This is a genomic window from Micromonospora sp. S-DT3-3-22 (assembly GCF_015354745.1).
Lineage (GTDB): Bacteria > Actinomycetota > Actinomycetes > Mycobacteriales > Micromonosporaceae > Micromonospora > Micromonospora wenchangensis.
In genome coordinates this window covers 24,105-40,035 of sequence record NZ_JACGMO010000065.1, presented here as the reverse complement: position 1 = coordinate 40,035, position 15,931 = coordinate 24,105, and the positions used below count along the sequence as shown (strand labels likewise).

Here is a 15,931-nt window from a genome sequence, read left to right as displayed (position 1 = left end):
GTCGGCGGCGCGGTGGTGGCGGCTCCGGCGCGGACGCGCCGGCCGAGGCCACCGCCGACTGACCCGACAGCACCGACGACATCCCCCGGCCGTCCGACGGTCCGGGGGATGTCCCGTCTGCGCCGGTGGACGCGTCGCCCTGCCGAGACCCGCCGGCCCCACGCCCTACCGGCGTGGCGTGGGGCCGCCGGGCCCTGCGCCCCCGCCGGAGCGCGCCTGGAGGCCCATACACCGGTGGCCGAAGTCCCCGCCGGGGCGGGCCGGGAGCGGCAACCGCCGGGGTGGAAAGGATGATGGAACGATGCCGGAACCGTTGGACGCCGCCCTGACCGAGGTCCGGGCGTTGCTGCTCGACCCCGCCCTGACCCGTGCCGTCGCCGCCGGCCGACGCCGGGGCCGGCGCCCCTCGGTGGTACGCGCCGAACTCCGCCCGGTCGCCCTCAAGGCCGGCCCCCGGTTGCAGATCTCCACGTCCGACGGCGCGCGGCCGTACACCCGGAACGTGTCGCCGGGCACGGAGGCCGACGCGGCGGTCGACGCGCTGCTCGCCGAGCCCTTCGGCAACTGGCACGTGGAGACCGCCGGGGCGACCCTCCAGCTGCGGGTGACCAAGTCCGGCGAGGCGCAGGTGCACCGGGCGGCGGCCAGCCGGCCGGCCGCCCCGGCGGACGGCCACGACCGGGCCAAGGAGTACCTGCTCGACCCGGGGGACCCGATCTTCGCGGAGATCGGCGGCAACGCCGCCAAACGCCGGCAGGTGGACGCCTTCCTGCGGGCGCTGGCCGCCACCCTGCCCGACGATCTCAACGGGCGGCTGCGGGTGGTCGACCTGGGCTGCGGCAACGCCTACCTGACCTTCGCCGCCCACCGCTACCTGACCGCACGCGGGCTCGACGTGGAACTGGTCGGGGTGGACGTGCGGGAGGACCAACGGCAGCGCAACAGCGAACTGGCCGAACGCCTCGGCTGGGCCGACCGGGTCACCTTCGTGGCCGGCACCATCGCCGACGCGGTGGTGGAACCCGCCCCCGACCTGGTGCTCGCCCTGCACGCCTGCGACACCGCCACCGACGAGGCGCTGGCCCGCGCGGTGCGCTGGAACGCGCGGTGGATCCTCGCCGCGCCGTGCTGCCACCACGACCTGGCGGCGCAGCTCCGTGCCCGGCCGGCCCCGACGCCGTACGAGCTGCTGACCCGGCAGGGCATCCTGCGGGAACGCTTCGCCGACGTGCTCACCGACGCGCTGCGGGCCGGGCTGCTGCGGTCGCACGGCTACCGGGCCGAGGTGGTCGAGTTCGTCGACTCCCGGCACACCCCCCGGAATCTGCTGATCCGGGCCCGCCGGACCGGCACCGGCGGCGGCGACCCGCAGGCGGCCGAGTACCGGCAACTGGTCGACCAGTGGCAGGTGACCCCCCGCCTGGCCACGCTGCTGGCCGACCCGACCGGGGACGCCGTGCGGGACGACGGGCCGGCCACCGCGCCGCGCTGAGCCGGCTCAGCGCCGCCGGTCACCGCTGCGACCGCCGGGGCGCTCCCCCGGCCCCCGGTCGACGATCGAGGAGATCCGCTCACGCCGCCCCCGCTCGTCGTCGCCGGGCGCGGTGGGGAACGGCACCACGGTGCCGGACAGCTCGGCGTTGCCGGCGGCGGCGAACGCGTTCCAGGAGATGTCGACCAGGAGCCGTTTGAGTTCGGCGTGCCGGACGGCGGCGTTGCGTTGCAGGGCCAGCCGGACGCCGAGCAGCACCCCCACCAGGGTGGTGGTGACGGCACCGGCGGCGGCCAGCACGTGCGGCCCGGTCGCCTCGTCACCGGTGAACACCAGCACCAGCAGCCAGCTCCAGAAAGCGAGGGCGAACACGGCCGCCTTGACGACGAAGAAGAGGCTGACCGCACCCGGACGGTGCGGCACCGGACGGTCGGACTCGGCCATGCTGCTCCTCACCGGTTGCGCGGCGGGTGGACGGACCCGCCGAGTTCAATTGACCCACGGCAACTGACGCTGTGTCACGACCGGCACCGGAACGGGCCACGACCTGCGCCGTCGCTTCGCGTGGACGCCGTACGGGGACTCGGACGACCGGTACGGGGAATTGCACCGTACCGTCGTCGTACTACCCTCGGAGGGCGCACCGGACACCCCGGCTCCCACCCGAAGAGGACGATCTCACAGGCATGGGTTCGACAGAGGTTTCACCCCAGATGGCGTTCGCCCGCTTCGTGCGGCGGGCCATCGACGACGCCCGTGACGAGCGGGGTTGGACGGTGAGCGACCTCGCTGCCCACACCGGTGTCGGTCGGTCCACCGTCTTCCGCTGGCTCGCCGGTGACTGGCAGGACTATCCCGAGCTGGCCAAGGTACGCGGCTTCTGCGCCGCCCTCGACCTGCCGGTCGCGGCGGCCTTCCGGGCGCTCGGCCTGCCCGACTCGGGGCCCACGCCCCGCCGCCGCGCCGACGACGGCCCGGTGGAGGCGGACGTCCGGGTGATCCTCGACCGGCTGGCCGATCCGACGGTGCCCGCCGAGGAGAAGCACCACATCCGCGACCTGCTGCGCTACCTGGCCCGCCGCCCGGTCCGCCGCGCCGGCTGACACCCCACCGGTCGATCCGGCCGGCTCCGGGCCGCCGCTCTCAGCGCACGGTCAGGGTGAACTCGGCGGTGCGCACCACGCCCGCCACCTGGAAGTCCAGGTACATCCGGTAGTTGCCGGGGCCGGGCGCGGTCAGCCAGAACGTCACCGTGTCGGAGGCCGGCCCGGGGCCCGGATGCACGTGCAGGTAGCCCAGGTCCCCCTCGCGGAGGGCGACCAGGTGCCCGTACGCGCCGAGGTAGCGCTCCAGGGCGGCGGGTCGTCCCGCCGGGTCCCGGACCGTGAACCGCAGCGGTACCGCTGCGCCCACCTGCGGGGTGCCCTCGTAGGCGACGGTGAACCCGTCGAAAGTGGCCCGGGTGGCCGGGGCGGGCAGCGGGCGGGGCGCGTACTCCCCCGGGGCGGCCAGGTCCACGCCCAGCGTCGCCGGGGTCTGTTGGCCGTCGTCGGCAACCGCCGTGAAATCCGTGTACGCCCGCCAGACGCCCGGCTGCGGCAGGGTCAGCGGGATCGACCAGGTGCCGTCGGCGGCCATCGTCGGGTGCAGGTGCTGGAATCCGGTGAGGTCACGGCGTACCACCACCAGGTGCATCGGCTTGTCGTGCACGACCGCGAACCGGGTGACCGGGCGACGCTGCGCGTCCCGGATCTGGAACCGCAGTTCACCCGCCCGCCCGGCGACGAACTCCCCACCCGACGGGACGAGCGTGTAACCGCCGGAGCTGACGGACAGGCCGGTGGCCGCGTCGCCGGAGGAGTCCGTGCCGGTGCCGTCGTGCTGGTGCGCGCCGGTGCCCGGAGCGTGGGTGTGGTCACCGGCGGCGGTCACGGCGGTCGCCGCCGTACGCTCGGTCGGCCGCCCGTTGGCCCGACCGAGACCGAAGCCGAGCAGGACGGCCAGCACCAGGCCGCCCACCACCAGCGCCAGCCGCAGCGTGGCCCGGTCCGGCCCCGTCGACGCCCCGCCCCCGGCCGCAGTCCCGCCTGCGGACAGCGTCCATCCGCCGGGTTCCGCGCCGGCCGGTTCCTGCCGGTCCGTCGGTCGCGCGATGCCCGCGTCGGCACCCTGGTCCTGCCGGTCCGCTGGGTGCGCGATGCCCGCGTCGGCACCCCGGCCCTGCCGGTCCGCCGGCTCCGGGGTGTCCTGGTCGGTGGCCGGTCCGCCGCCGCCTGCCGGGCCGGCGGGCCGGGTGACGGATCGCTGGTCGGCCATCCGCCCACCGTACCGTCGACCCCGGCGGCACCGGAGCGACGGCCGGACACCGTGGCGGCGGTCGCATCACGGCCGGCCGGGGAACTTTTCCGCCCGGCCCGTCGACCACCGCGGTAGGCCTGCGGATCGACCCACCGGCTGTCGGGTGCGTGCGGCGTCCGCCCGCCGCCACGGGCGACCCGGCGAGGTCAGCCGGTGGCCGACCGCCCGCCGGAGCCGCATCCGGGTCAGCCGGTGGTCGCGCCGGCCGGGGGCGCTCACCGCCACCGTCGAACCGCACCAGGGTCGGCCGGCGATCGACCGCCGCCGAGCCCGCTCACCGCCCCGGTCGACCCGGGCCGGGTCAGCCGGCGACGGCGAGGGCGAGCGGGAGGACGTCGGGGGCACCGGTCCGGCGCAGCAGGCGGGCCACCATCGTCATCGTCCAGCCGGAGTCGACCAGGTCGTCGACGAGCAGCACCGGGCCGTCCAGCCCGGCCAGTGCCCCGGCCACCTCGTCGCCGACGGTGAAGGCGTCGTGCAGGGCGCGTACCCGCTGGGCGCTGTTGCCGCGCGGCCCGCCGGCCCCGGCCGGACCGGTCGGGGTGACCGGGCCGAGCAGCGGCAGCCGGCCGACCGTGGCGATCCGCTCGGCGAGCGACGCGACCAGGGTCGGGTGGCTGCGGGAGCCGACCGCGACCACGCCGGCCGGACGGCGCGGCCACGGATCGTCGCCGTGGGCCCAGGCTTTCAGCACCTCCACCACGGCGGTCACGACGTCGTCGGGCACCGGGCCGTCGGCCGTGCCGGGCCCGACCAGGGCGCGCAGCCGGCCGCCCCAGCCCAGGTCGGACAGCCGCCCCACGGCCCGGCCGGGCAGTGCCTGCTCCGTCGGGGGAATCCGCCCCTTCAGCGGTACGCCGACCACGTCGAGGCCGGTCGGCCAGAGCTTCTTGGGGGCGATCTGCACCCCGGGGCGGCCGAGGAAGGTCTGCGCGGCGGTCAACGCGGGGCCGGACACTTCGGCGGTGAACAGGGGCGCGGCACAGCGGTCGCACCGGCCGCAGTCACCCGCCCCGCTGTCGTCCAGGCAGTTCCGCAGGTACCGCATGCGGCAGCCGGGCGTCGTGGCGTACTCGCGCATGGCCTGCTGTTCGGCGGTGCGGGCCTCGGCGACGCGGCGCAACCGGGCCTCGTCGTAGGTCCAGGGTTCGCCGGTGGCGAGCCAGCCCCCGCGTACCCGGCGGACCGCGCCGTCGACGTCGAGCACCTTGAGCATCAGTTCGAGGCGGGTCCGGCGCAGGTCGACGAGGGGTTCGAGGGCCTGGGTGGAGAGCGGCCGGTCGGTGTGCAGGGCGGCCAGCACGGCGCGCACCTGCTCCTCCGGAGGGAAGGCGAGCGAGGCGAAGTAGCGCCAGATCGCCGCGTCCTCGACCCCGGGCAGCAGCAGCACCTCGGCGTGTTCGACGGCCCGACCGGCACGGCCGACCTGCTGGTAGTAGGCGATCGGCGAGGGCGGCGCACCCAGGTGCACCACGAAGCCGAGGTCGGGCTTGTCGAACCCCATCCCGAGCGCGCTGGTCGCCACCAACGCCTTGATCTTGTTGTCGAGCAGGTCCTGTTCGGCGGCGCGGCGGTCGGCGTCCTCGGCCTGGCCGGTGTACGAGGCCACCGACCAGCCGCGCCCGCGCAGGAACTCGGCGGTCTCGGTGGCCGCCGCCACGGTGAGCGTGTAGATGATCCCCGAGCCGGGCAGCGCGTCCAGGTGATCGGCGAGCCAGGCCAACCGGTGCGCCGGGCTGGGCAGGTCGAGCACGCCGAGGCGCAGCGACTCCCGGTCCAGGGTGCCCCGCAGCACCAACACGTCGGCCCGCCGGCCACCGGCGTCGGCGGGCGACGCGGCAGGATCGCCGGTCGGTGCACTCCCGTCGGCGCGAGGTCCGGCGGGCGACACGGCACGGTCGGCGGAGAGTTCGGCGCGGGGGGCGTGGCGGTCGGCGGGGGGTGGGGTGGGTTCGGTGCCGAGTTGCTCGGCGACGTCCCGGGTCACCCGCTCGTTGGCGGTGGCGGTGGTGGCCAGCACCGGGGTCCGCTCCGGCAGGTTGCCGAGGAAGGTCCGCAGCCGGCGGTAGTCGGGCCGGAAGTCGTGCCCCCAGTCGGAGACGCAGTGCGCCTCGTCGACCACCAGCAGCCCGGTGGTGGCGGCCAGCCTCGGCAGGACGGTGTCCCGGAAGTCGGGGTTGTTGAGCCGCTCGGGGCTGATCAGCAGCACGTCCACCGTGCCGGCGTGGATCTCGGCGGTGATCTCGTCCCACTCGTCGAGGTTGGCGGAGTTGATGGTGCGGGCCCGGATGCCGGCGCGGGCCGCCGCCTCCACCTGGTTGCGCATCAACGCCAGCAGCGGCGAGACGATGACCGTCGGCCCGTGCTCACCGCGTTCGCGTAGCAGGGCGGTGGCCACGAAGTAGACCGCCGACTTGCCCCACCCGGTGCGCTGCACGCAGAGCACCCGACGCCGGTCCACCACCAGCGCCTCGATGGCCCGCCACTGGTCCTCCCGCAGCCGGGCGTGCGCGCCGGCCAGCCGCCGCAGCACCTCCTCGGCCCGCTCCCGTACCGCCGCCCGATCCTGCTCCCCCGCCGGCCCCTGATCCACCCGCCATTCCTACCACCCCGGCCGGACACCCCGACCTCCCACGCAGTTGATCAAGAGGTTTACGTCATGATCCGCGCTCAGGGTGACGCAAACTTCTTGATCACCGGGGCGACCGGGCGGGGGGTGATCAGCGGTCAGACGCGCTGACCTGCCCCACGGCAACCCTGCGTGCACGCATCGCCGGCCGCCGGACCGGCGCACCCGACAAGCGTGAGGACCCCCGCCCCTCGCCGGTGGCCCTTGACCGGGGGGTCCACCCTGGGTGGCGGAGTCCTCACCCTCCGGAGGCAGGAATGCGTTGGCTCATCATCCTCATCGTCGTACTCGTGGCCCTCGCAGCCGTGGCATGGTGGCGCCGTGGCCACCGGCCGGTGACCGACGGGGACCGGCAGGTACGTGACCTGGCGGCATCGGAGCAGGCCCGCCGCCGCTTGGACGATCACCGGAACCCGACGGACGGTAGCAACCTCCGCAGCACCGGGGGAGGGAGTCTGTGACCGGACTCCCGGCGGTACGCCGTCGCGCCGATGGCGACTGATCCACCTCCCGACCCCCGGTGGCACCCGATCCCCCACTCACCTCGGATCGACGCATCCCACCCACCCGGCCCGACGCCGACCCCTGCGGCCGTGCCCTCGCCCGCCCCAGGATCCGGGGTCACGCCACTCCCCTGAGCCGATGTAGCGGTGTCCGGCCGGCAAGACACCGCCACATGGGCGACACGGCGTGGATCAGGCACCTGCCGCACCACCCACGGACGCGCCGGCAGCAGTCAGGGAGGCGCACCGGCCCACCGCCTGCGTCATTCCCCGACCAGCGCGCACCGGGCGGGCTCCACCAGCCGGGCCGTTGGATTGTGGAGAGTTGTTGTCGCCTGGGCCGCAACAACTCTCCACAATCTGACGGGGTGGACCACCGCTATCCCGGTCGCGGCAGCGACTTCCCCAGCGTGCGTACTGCGGTCGACGACATCGCCGCCAGTTCGGGCTGGGCGGGCAGAAAGACCGTGGGGATACCCAGTGACTCGTTCATCGCGGCGAGCCGGCACTCGGCCTGGAGGTCGGTGGTGTTCCGGACGCCCCGGACGATCACTCCCGCCGCGTGGCGCAGGCAGTACTCGGCGGTCAGCCCACGCCAGGCGGCGACGGTGACGGAGGTCCAGCCGGCCGGCAGGACAGCCCGGACGGCGGTGGCCCGCTGCTCCTCGTCGACGCCCGGATGCTTGCTGCCGTTGACCGCGACGAGCACGACCACCTCGTCGAAGAGGGCGCGCGCCCGGTCCACCACGTCCAGGTGCCCGGGGGTGAAGGGGTCGAAGCTGCCGGGGTAGACGGCACGAACCCGACCGGAGCTTCCTGCCGGTGGCAACCCGTCGACACCCATGCCCCGACTGTAGGTGCCGGCCGCCGTCTCGATCGACTCACGTGGGCCGATGTAGCGGTGTCCGGGCGAGGGGACACCGCTACATCGGCGACACAGGCCGGATCAAGCGCGCGGATCAGCGGGTGGACAGGCCGGCGCGGGCGGCGACGGCGGTGTCCGGCTGATCGGCGAAGACACCGTCCAGGCCGAGGCCGAGGAAGAGTTCGTACTCGGCGGTGATGTCGCCCCGGGCGTTCGGGTCGGCGCCGATCCGGAAGTCGACCGGGAGGAACTGGTTCTCGGCGCGGAACGTCCACGCGTGCACCACCAACTGGTGCCGGTGCGCGTCGCGGACCACGGTGGTCGGGGCGAGCAGCCTGCCGGCGGCGTCCCGGGGGACGATCAGGTTCTTGTTGAGCCCGACCCCGTCGGCGTACCGGGCGATCCCGCGCAGGCCGGCGGCGGAGGCCAGGTCGAGGTAGGTGCGGGGGTCACCGGCGGCGGTGAAGTCGTACGGCCGGCCGGTGGCGTCGAGGAGCTGGACCAGCGGCACGTCGGTCATCCGGTCGAGCGCGCGCAGGTTGGCGGTCTCGAAGGACTGGATGAACACCGGGTCGTTGCGGTGGGTCAGCTTGTTCCGGCGCAGCACCGCGACCAGCGGCTCCTCCAGCGGCAGCCCGATCGAGGCGAAGTAGGTGGGGTGCTTCGTCTCCGGGTAGACGCCGATGGTGCGGCCCCGGGCCTTCGACTCGGCGCGGGCCAGGTCCAGCACCTCCTGGAAGGTGGGCACCTCGAACCGGCCGTCGAACGCGGTGTTCGCCACCCGCACCTGGGGCAGCCGTTCCTTGGCCCGCAGCGTCTTCAGCTCGGCGAGGGTGAAGTCCTCGGTGAACCAGCCGGTGACCGGCACCCCGTCGATGGTCTTCGTGGCCTTGCGGCCGGCGAACTCCGGGCGGGCCGCCACGTCGGTCGTACCGGAGATCTCGTTCTCGTGCCGGGCGACCAGCACCCGGTCCCGGGTGGAGACCAGGTCGGGCTCGATGTAGTCGGCGCCCATCCGGATCGCCAGCCGGTACGCCTCCAGGGTGTGTTCCGGGCGGTAGCCGCTGGCCCCCCGGTGGGCGATCACCAGGGGCCGGTGGGTGGCCCGGTCGGCGCGGTCCACGTCGTCCTCGCGGGCCGAGGCGGCGCCGGGAACGGCCACCGGGACGGCGACGGCCACGGCGAGCAGCGCGCCGGCCACACCGAGAGCGGAAAGGGTACGTCGCAACGCGATCTCCTTGGTCGATGGGCACCCGGCCGAACGCCGGTACGCCCCAACGGGCGCTCACAGCAGACCGGGCGCGGCTGACGGCCAGTTGGTCGCCGCCTGGCCGCCAGGTGAACCCTGCGGGGAAACCGGGACCGGCCCGGGATACGCGATTCACCGGCCCGACCCCGCCGGAATCGACAGGATTGTCTGGTGCGCCGGTTCCTTCGTCACCCCGTCCGGCTGGTGCCGTTCGGTTTCCTGGTGGCGATCGTGATCGGCACCGGCCTGCTGATGCTGCCCTGGGCCACCAGCGCGCACCGGTACACCCCGCTGGTCACCGCGCTGTTCACCGCCACCTCGGCGGTCTCGGTCACCGGCATGGCGGTCACCGACACCCCGAACTACTGGAACGGGTTCGGGCTGGTGATGATCACCGTGCTCACCCAGGTCGGCGGGCTGGGCATCCTCACCGGCGCGGCCCTGGTCAGCCTGGCGGTCACCCGGCAGCTCGGGCTGCGTAACCGGCTGCTGGTGCAGGCCGAGACCGCCGAGTACGGCTTCGCCGACCTGCGCCGCCTGCTGCTACGCATCGCCGGCACGGTGTTCGGGTGCGAACTGGTGATGACCGCGGTGCTCACCGGCCGGCTCTGGTTCACCTACCACTACCCGCCCGGCCGGGCCCTGTGGTCGGCGGCGTTCCACTCGATCCAGGCGTTCAACAACGGCGGCTTCACCCTCTACACCGACGGGCTGGTCGGCTTCTCCCGCGATCCGTGGGTGTCGCTGCCGCTGGCCCTGGGCGCGATCGTCGGCGGGCTGGGCTTCCCCGCGCTGTTCGAGGCGTTCCGCCAGCGCCGCCGGCCGGCCCGCTGGGCGGTGGCCACCAAGCTGACCATCTGGGGCAGCGTGGTGCTGGTGGCGGTGGGCTTCGTCGGGCTACTCACCACCGAATGGGACAATCCGTTCACCATCGGCACCTACGACACCCCGGACAAGCTGCTCGCCACGTTCACCCAGATCGCGCTCAGCCGTACCGGTGGATTCGACGTGATCGGCGTGGCGGCGCTACGCGAGGAGAGCTACCCGCTGCTCATCGCCCTGATGTTCATCGGCGGTGGCAGCGCCAGCACCGCCGGTGGGATCAAGGTCTCCACGTTCTTCCTGCTCGGCTTCGTCATCTGGGCGGAGCTGCGCGGCGAGCCCGACGTCACCGTGGGCCGCCGCCGGATCGCGGAGGCCAGCCAACGCCAGGCGTTGACGGTGGCGCTGCTCAGCGTCGCGCTGGTGACCGCCGGCACGCTCGGCCTGACCGTGCTCACCACCGACGTCCGGTTCAACGAGACGATGTTCGAGGTGACCTCGGCGTTCAGCACCGCCGGCCTCACCGTCGGGCTCACCCCGCACCTGCCCGCGTCGGGGCAACTGGTGCTGACCGTGCTGATGTACATCGGGCGGATCGGCCCACTCACCCTCGGCTCGGCGATCGCGTTGAACACCCGACGCCGGCTGTACCGCTACCCGAAGGAGCAACCCGTTGTCGGCTAGGGACGAGGGCGACGGCGACATCGCCGTGATCGGGCTGGGCCGGTTCGGCTGTCACCTGGCCGGGGCGTTGACCCGGCTCGGCCACCAGGTGCTCGCCGTGGACCGCAACCCCGAACGGGTGCAGCGCTGGTCGGCGTCGCTGGACCGGGTGGTGCAGGCCGACGCCACCGAGGAACAGGCGCTGCGGCAGCTCGGCATCGGCGACTTCTCCCGGGTGGTGGTCGCCATCGGCGCCTCGGTGGAGGCCAGCGTGCTCACCGTGCTGGCGCTGACCGAGGTGGGCGTACCGCAGGTCTGGGCGCGGGCGACGTCCCGCAAGCACGCCAAGATCCTGGCCTCGGTCGGCGCCCACCACGTGGTCTTCCCCGAGGCGGAGACCGGGGAACGGGTGGCCCACCTGATCGTCAGCCGGATGCTCGACTTCATGGAGTTCGGCGACGACTTCGCCATCGCCAAGGTGCCGGTGCCCCCGCCACTGGTCGGTCACCGGCTGCGGGACCTGGCCGTGCAGGAGCGCTACGGGGTGATGGTGGTCGGCGCGAAACCGGCGGGGGAACGCTTCCGGTACGCCGACCCGGACACGGTGCTCGGGCCGGGCAGCATCCTGATCGTGGAGGGCGGGATCGCCCAGGTGCAGCAGTTCGCGACCCTGCACTGACCGCGTTGTCCGCCCGCCGCGACCGGCGACAGCCACCGGATCGAAGCCCCGGGCCTCAGCCCCGGGGCCCCTTGCCGGGACCGCCACCCGGACCCCCGACGGGGCCACCGCCAGCTGCGCCCCGGCCTCCCTTCCCCGTCACTTTCCCGCTTTTCCCGATGCCGCACCCGGCCCCTTGCCCGCCGCCGGGCCGGGCCCCTTGCCGGGCTTCTCAGCCTTCGGCTTGGGCTTCGCCGGGCCGGCCGCGCCGGACCCGCCCTTGCCCGACGTCTTACCGGACGTCTTCGCCGGTTTCTTGGCCGCCGGCTTCTTCGCCGCCGGTGGCTTCACCACGGGGGCGCTGCCGGCCACCCCGGAGACCCGCACCCCGCAGCTCGACTCGCCGACGGTGAACTCCAGCGGCAGCGGGTTGCCCCCGGTGTACCGGCCGGTCAGCGCGACCTTCTCCGACGCGCCGGGGGCCAGCGCGGCGCGGCCGGCCGCCGGGGTGACCCGCACCAGGCGCCCCTCCTGGCGTACCCCGGGGGTGGTCGTGGTGACGGTCTGCTGGCCGGGGAAGGCGAAGCTCATCGTCCAGTCCCGCAGTTCCCGGGGGCCGGTGTTGGTCAACGTGAGCTGCGCGGCGAAGTCCTTGCCGGAGTCGCTGCGCAGCGCGTACTCGACCTCGCACGGAATGGTCTCGGGCAAGCCCATCCGGGCCTCGGTGGGCCGGTCGACGCCGCCGCTGGCGGGGCTGCGCGAGGTGAACCCCCAGATCGCCGCGGTGACGGCGACCAGGCTGGCGGCGGCCACCCCGGCCTCGATCCGTCGGCGGCGGGCAGCGGCCCGGCGGTTGCGGGTCCGGCCCGAGAAGGGCAACGCGTCGGTGTCGGCCGACCAGGGCAGGATCGTGGTGCCGGCGTTGGCGAGCAGGGCCGGGTCGCCCCGCCCGGGGGCCGGCGACACGGGCACGGCCGCGACCATCCCGGCCGCCGAGGCGAGGGTACGCGCCACCTCGGCCGTCGCCGGGCGGTCCTCGGGACGCTTGGCCAGGCAGCGGCCGACCAGCTCGACCACCTCCTCGGGGAGCCCGCGTACCGGGGGCATCGGCTCCGGGTCGTGGTACATGTGCGCCCGCAGCATCTGCGTGGTGGTGCTGGCCTGCCAGGGCAGCCGTCCGGTGAGCATCCGGTAGAGCAGCAGCCCGACGGCGTACACGTCGGTGGCCGGGGAGACCTGGCCGTTGTCGAGACGCTCCGGGGCGAGGTAGGCGGGGGTGCCGAGCAGGGTGCCGTCCGGCCCCTTCTCGCTCTCCCCGACCAGCGCCGAGATGCCGAAGTCGACCACCTTCACCCCGGTGGCGGTCAGCATGACGTTGCCCGGGGTGACGTCCCGGTGCACCACCCCCCGGGCGTGCGCGGTGGCCAACGCCGAGGTCACCTCCGCGCCGATGGTCACCGCCTCCCGCCAGGGCAGCTGCCCGTCGCGGCCCAGCCGCGCGGTGAGCGGGCCGCCGTCCACCAGCTCCATCACCACGTACGGCACGGTCAGCCCGACCTGCTCGGACTCGCCGTAGTCGTACACGTTGGTGATGTTGGGGTGGCAGAGCCGGGCGGCGGCCTGCGCCTCGATCCTGATCCGGTGCCGGAAGGCCCGGTCGCTGGCCAGCCGCGAGGCGAGCACCTTCACCGCGACCTGACGGCCGAGCACCTGGTCGTAGCCGCGCCACACCACGGACATGCCGCCCGCGCCGAGCTGCTCGATCAGCCGGTACCGCTCACCGAGGAGCTGGGCGGCGTTCCGGACTCCTGCACCCATGGTCGACCGAGTTGCCCGGGACGGCGCGGCCTACACCTCGATGGTCGTAATCGGTCAGGAAAGTCACCCGATCAGGCGGTCGCGAGCAGTTGGTCCACCGGGGCGTAGTCGTCGGTCAACACCAGCGCGCCGTCGACGAACCGGTTCACCTCGCTGCCGGCGAGCATGTCGGGGATCTTCGCCACCGTGCCCAGCCGGGTGCGCAGCGCCTCCAGCGGCAGCGGGGCGTCCGAGGCGACGATGAGGAAGTTGCTGCCCTGCTGCCCGGCGATCGCCTCCGGCGGCGCGACCAGCGCCACGTGCCCGAACTCGGCGGCCACCGTGGCCAGCTCCGACCGGATGAACCGGCCCGGCGGGTAGTCGATGACGTTCTGCACGTAGATGCCGCCGGGACGGAGCACCCGGTCGACCTCCGCCGCCATCTCCCGGGTGGCCAGGTGCCACGGCACCACCAGGTGTCCGAAGGCGTCCCCGACGACGAGGTCCCGGCTGTCCGCCGGCTCGCCGCCGACCAGCATCCGGGCGTCGCCAACCTCCGCCCGCAGCCCCGGCCCGGTCCGGACGCCCAGCTCCCGCCGGTCCAGGTCGACCAGCTCACCGTCGATCTCGAAGACCACGTTGTCGGTGCCCGGCCGGGTGGCGCTCAGGTAGCGGGGCATGGTGAACCCGCCCCCGCCCAGGTGCAGCGCGTCCAGCCGCTGCCCCTTCGGGGCGAGCACGTCGGCGACCGCGCCGATCCACTGGGTGTACTCGTACTCCAGGTGCGTCGGGTCGTTCAGGTCGACGTACGAGTGCTGGGCCGAATTGAGGTAGAGGGTGCGCCCGCCGGCCCGGTCCGGATCACGTTCCACCCGGGCGCAGTGGTAGGCGGTCTCCACGTCGCACGGGTTCGGCGCGACCGCGCTCAGCCCCGCCGCGAACAGCCCGAGCACCGCCAGGGCGGCCTTCGCCCGGGTCGGGCCGGGCAGCCCGGCGCCCTCCTGCCGGCGCAGGTAGATCCCGAGCGCCAGCCCGGCCACGCCGAGCGCCGCCGCCAACCCGACCAGGATGACGGTGCTGGGCAGCGCCGCCACCAGCACGAACCCGGTGACCAGGGTGGCGGTGATGCCGCCGAGGGTGCCGATGCCGGAGAGCCGGCCGACGACCTGCCCGGTACGCCGCAGGTCGGACAGTTGCAGCTTCACCACCAGCGGGGTGACCGCCGACAGCAGCGCCGCCGGCACGAACACGGCCAACGCGGTGAGCAGCAGGATGCCACTGACCGCACCGCCGCGCAGCAGCTCACCGGCGTACCGGACCACCGGCAGGGTGACCGCGGCGGTGATGCCGGCCAGGATCAGCGCCGGGGCGAGCAGCCCGCGCGGGTCCCGCCGGTCGGCCAGCCAGCCGCCCGTCCACGCCCCGTACGCGATGGCGGCCAGCGCGATACCGATCACCGAACTGGTCACCTGGAGGGTCACCCCGACGTACGGGCCGACCAGGCGCAACGAGACCGTCTCCAGCACCAGCACCGCGCCGCTCGAAAAGAAGACCAGGAACGCGGCGAGCCCGTTGGGCAGGGCCCGGGAGGAGGTCGGCGCGGGGGGCGTCGGAACGGTCACGACGTCGGACGATGAGCTGCTCACCGTCGCGATGCTACGTCCCGTTCCTGGGCCGGACGGTCAGTACATCGAAAGATGAACATGGTTTGTGTGGTCGGCGGCCGGGCTGCCCGACCCGCTGTACGCCCGCCAGCCGGTGTTCGGCATCCAGATCTGCCGGTACCAGATCACGTACAGCACACCGAGCCGGTTGGCGTTGTTCTTGAAGTAGTTGGCCAGGCTGTCGCCGTACGCCTTGTCCCCGCCGGTGGCCGTCTCGTCCTTGAAGCCGCTGGTGGCGGCCGAGAAGTCGCAGGCCCGGCCCTTGGGGTGCTCGCCGCCCCCGCCGCTGCGGTGGCAGGAGACGTACCGCTTGTAGCCGGCGGCCTTGGCCTGCTGCATGGCGTGCAGGGTGCGCGGGGTGATGCAGCCGGAGGTGGTCGGGTCGTTCACCGAACACGACTCGCCCGGCCACGACCCGTCGGAGTTGCGCGGGGCCGGCTTCGCCGAACTCGACCCGCCGCTGAAACCGGCGCTGCTGCCCGAGCTGACCGTGGCCAGGGCGCGCTCGGCGTCCCGCTTCTTCTTGGCCAGCGTGGCGAGCTGCTTCTGCTGCTCACGGACCTCGGCGTCGATCGCGATGGTGGCCTCGGCGGCGGTCTGCCGGGCCTCGGCCAGGGCACGGAGCTGCTTGCCGTCCCGCTGGGCCATCATGTCCAGGTCGGCGGCCCGCTTGAGGAACGCCTCCGGGCTGGCCGTGTTGAGCAGCATCGACGTCGGCGTCAACCGGCCCACCCGGTACGACTGCGCGGCCACCTCGCCCACCTGGGTGGTCAGCTCACCCAGCCGCCCCTCGACCTCCTTGAGCTGGGCGGCCAGCGCGCTCTGCCGCCGCTTGGAGGTGTCCAGCTTGGCCTTGGCCTCGATGTGCCCCTTGGCCGCCGCCGTCAACGCGTCCCGCAGCTCCTTGGTGCCACCCTCGCCGGGTTCCGCAGCGGCGGGCACCGCTCCGACGCCGAGTAGCAGCGCCACCGCGGCGAGCAGCACGGTCAACGGCCGACGCAGACGCGGCCGGGTCAGGCTGGTCGTGGGCACGGAGGTGTCCTTCCCTCTGCCGTCGACGCCCGGCCGCGGGCCGGTGCGGCGGCGGTCCCGCCGGCCCCGGTTGGCGGCCTGGGGGCGGAGACCGCCGGTCACATTACCGCAATCACGCCCGGTCACCAGGCCCGTGACGGGACCGGACGGCGACCCTCGACCGGGAGTGTCGAGCCGGTAGCCGAGGGTCCACCACCGT

The 15,931-nt window shown here is 74.0% G+C and carries 12 protein-coding genes; 4 read left to right on the top strand and 8 right to left on the bottom strand.

Going from position 1 to position 15,931, the window contains the following annotated elements; translation table 11 throughout:
• Positions 1–301 precede the first annotated feature (301 nt).
• Positions 302–1,492 carry an SAM-dependent methyltransferase gene (locus tag H1A17_RS19415; protein WP_194822557.1) on the top strand — a complete coding sequence of 397 codons (1,191 nt, stop codon included), beginning with the start codon at positions 302–304 and terminating at the stop codon, positions 1,490–1,492.
• A gap of 6 nt (positions 1,493–1,498) precedes the next feature.
• On the opposite strand, the gene H1A17_RS19410 is transcribed toward H1A17_RS19415, so the two are convergent.
• Positions 1,499–1,936 carry a hypothetical protein gene (locus tag H1A17_RS19410; RefSeq protein ID WP_194822556.1) on the bottom strand — a complete coding sequence of 146 codons (438 nt, stop codon included), beginning with the start codon at positions 1,934–1,936 and terminating at the stop codon, positions 1,499–1,501.
• A gap of 242 nt (positions 1,937–2,178) precedes the next feature.
• Between H1A17_RS19410 and H1A17_RS19405 the strand changes: the two genes are divergently transcribed.
• Positions 2,179–2,595 (top strand): helix-turn-helix transcriptional regulator, encoded by a 417-nt coding sequence (locus H1A17_RS19405; protein WP_091242216.1) that lies wholly within the window; start codon positions 2,179–2,181, stop codon positions 2,593–2,595.
• A gap of 40 nt (positions 2,596–2,635) precedes the next feature.
• Here H1A17_RS19405 and H1A17_RS19400 read toward each other — a convergent pair whose 3' ends face one another.
• The 4 genes from H1A17_RS19400 to H1A17_RS19385 form a co-directional block, all read right to left on the bottom strand.
• The gene (locus tag H1A17_RS19400) at positions 2,636–3,808 is read right to left on the bottom strand and encodes a hypothetical protein (RefSeq protein WP_309236808.1); all 1,173 of its coding nucleotides are present in this window, start codon (positions 3,806–3,808) and stop codon (positions 2,636–2,638) included.
• Positions 3,809–4,151: 343 nt separating this feature from the next.
• Positions 4,152–6,443: a RecQ family ATP-dependent DNA helicase gene (locus H1A17_RS19395; RefSeq protein ID WP_194822555.1), complete on the bottom strand. Its 2,292-nt coding sequence runs from the start codon at positions 6,441–6,443 to the stop codon at positions 4,152–4,154.
• Positions 6,444–7,361: 918 nt separating this feature from the next.
• Complete coding sequence (gene coaD, locus H1A17_RS19390) at positions 7,362–7,826, bottom strand: pantetheine-phosphate adenylyltransferase (RefSeq protein WP_145921800.1); 465 nt, start codon at positions 7,824–7,826, stop codon at positions 7,362–7,364.
• A 115-nt stretch (positions 7,827–7,941) separates the two neighbouring features.
• On the bottom strand, positions 7,942–9,075 hold the full coding sequence (locus H1A17_RS19385) for a glycerophosphodiester phosphodiesterase (protein ID WP_194822554.1): 1,134 nt from the start codon (positions 9,073–9,075) through the stop codon (positions 7,942–7,944).
• Between the two features lie 192 nt (positions 9,076–9,267).
• Here H1A17_RS19385 and H1A17_RS19380 point away from each other — a divergent pair, with 192 nt between their 5' ends.
• Complete coding sequence (locus H1A17_RS19380; RefSeq protein ID WP_194822553.1) at positions 9,268–10,602, top strand: TrkH family potassium uptake protein; 1,335 nt, start codon at positions 9,268–9,270, stop codon at positions 10,600–10,602.
• Positions 10,592–11,260 (top strand): TrkA family potassium uptake protein, encoded by a 669-nt coding sequence (locus H1A17_RS19375; RefSeq protein WP_145921805.1) that lies wholly within the window; start codon positions 10,592–10,594, stop codon positions 11,258–11,260. The genes H1A17_RS19380 and H1A17_RS19375 overlap by 11 nt, the downstream gene beginning before the upstream one ends.
• A gap of 138 nt (positions 11,261–11,398) precedes the next feature.
• On the opposite strand, the gene H1A17_RS19370 is transcribed toward H1A17_RS19375, so the two are convergent.
• From H1A17_RS19370 to H1A17_RS19360, 3 genes are all read right to left on the bottom strand, one after another.
• Positions 11,399–13,057, bottom strand: a complete 1,659-nt coding sequence (locus H1A17_RS19370; protein WP_145921806.1) for a serine/threonine-protein kinase — start codon at positions 13,055–13,057, stop codon at positions 11,399–11,401.
• 71 nt (positions 13,058–13,128) lie between these two features.
• Entirely contained in the window at positions 13,129–14,682 is a 1,554-nt protein-coding gene (locus tag H1A17_RS19365) for a fused MFS/spermidine synthase (protein ID WP_194822552.1), read from the bottom strand.
• Positions 14,683–14,718: 36 nt separating this feature from the next.
• Positions 14,719–15,732, bottom strand: coding sequence for a hypothetical protein (locus tag H1A17_RS19360; protein WP_145921809.1), 1,014 nt, complete (start codon positions 15,730–15,732; stop codon positions 14,719–14,721).
• Positions 15,733–15,931 lie beyond the last annotated feature (199 nt).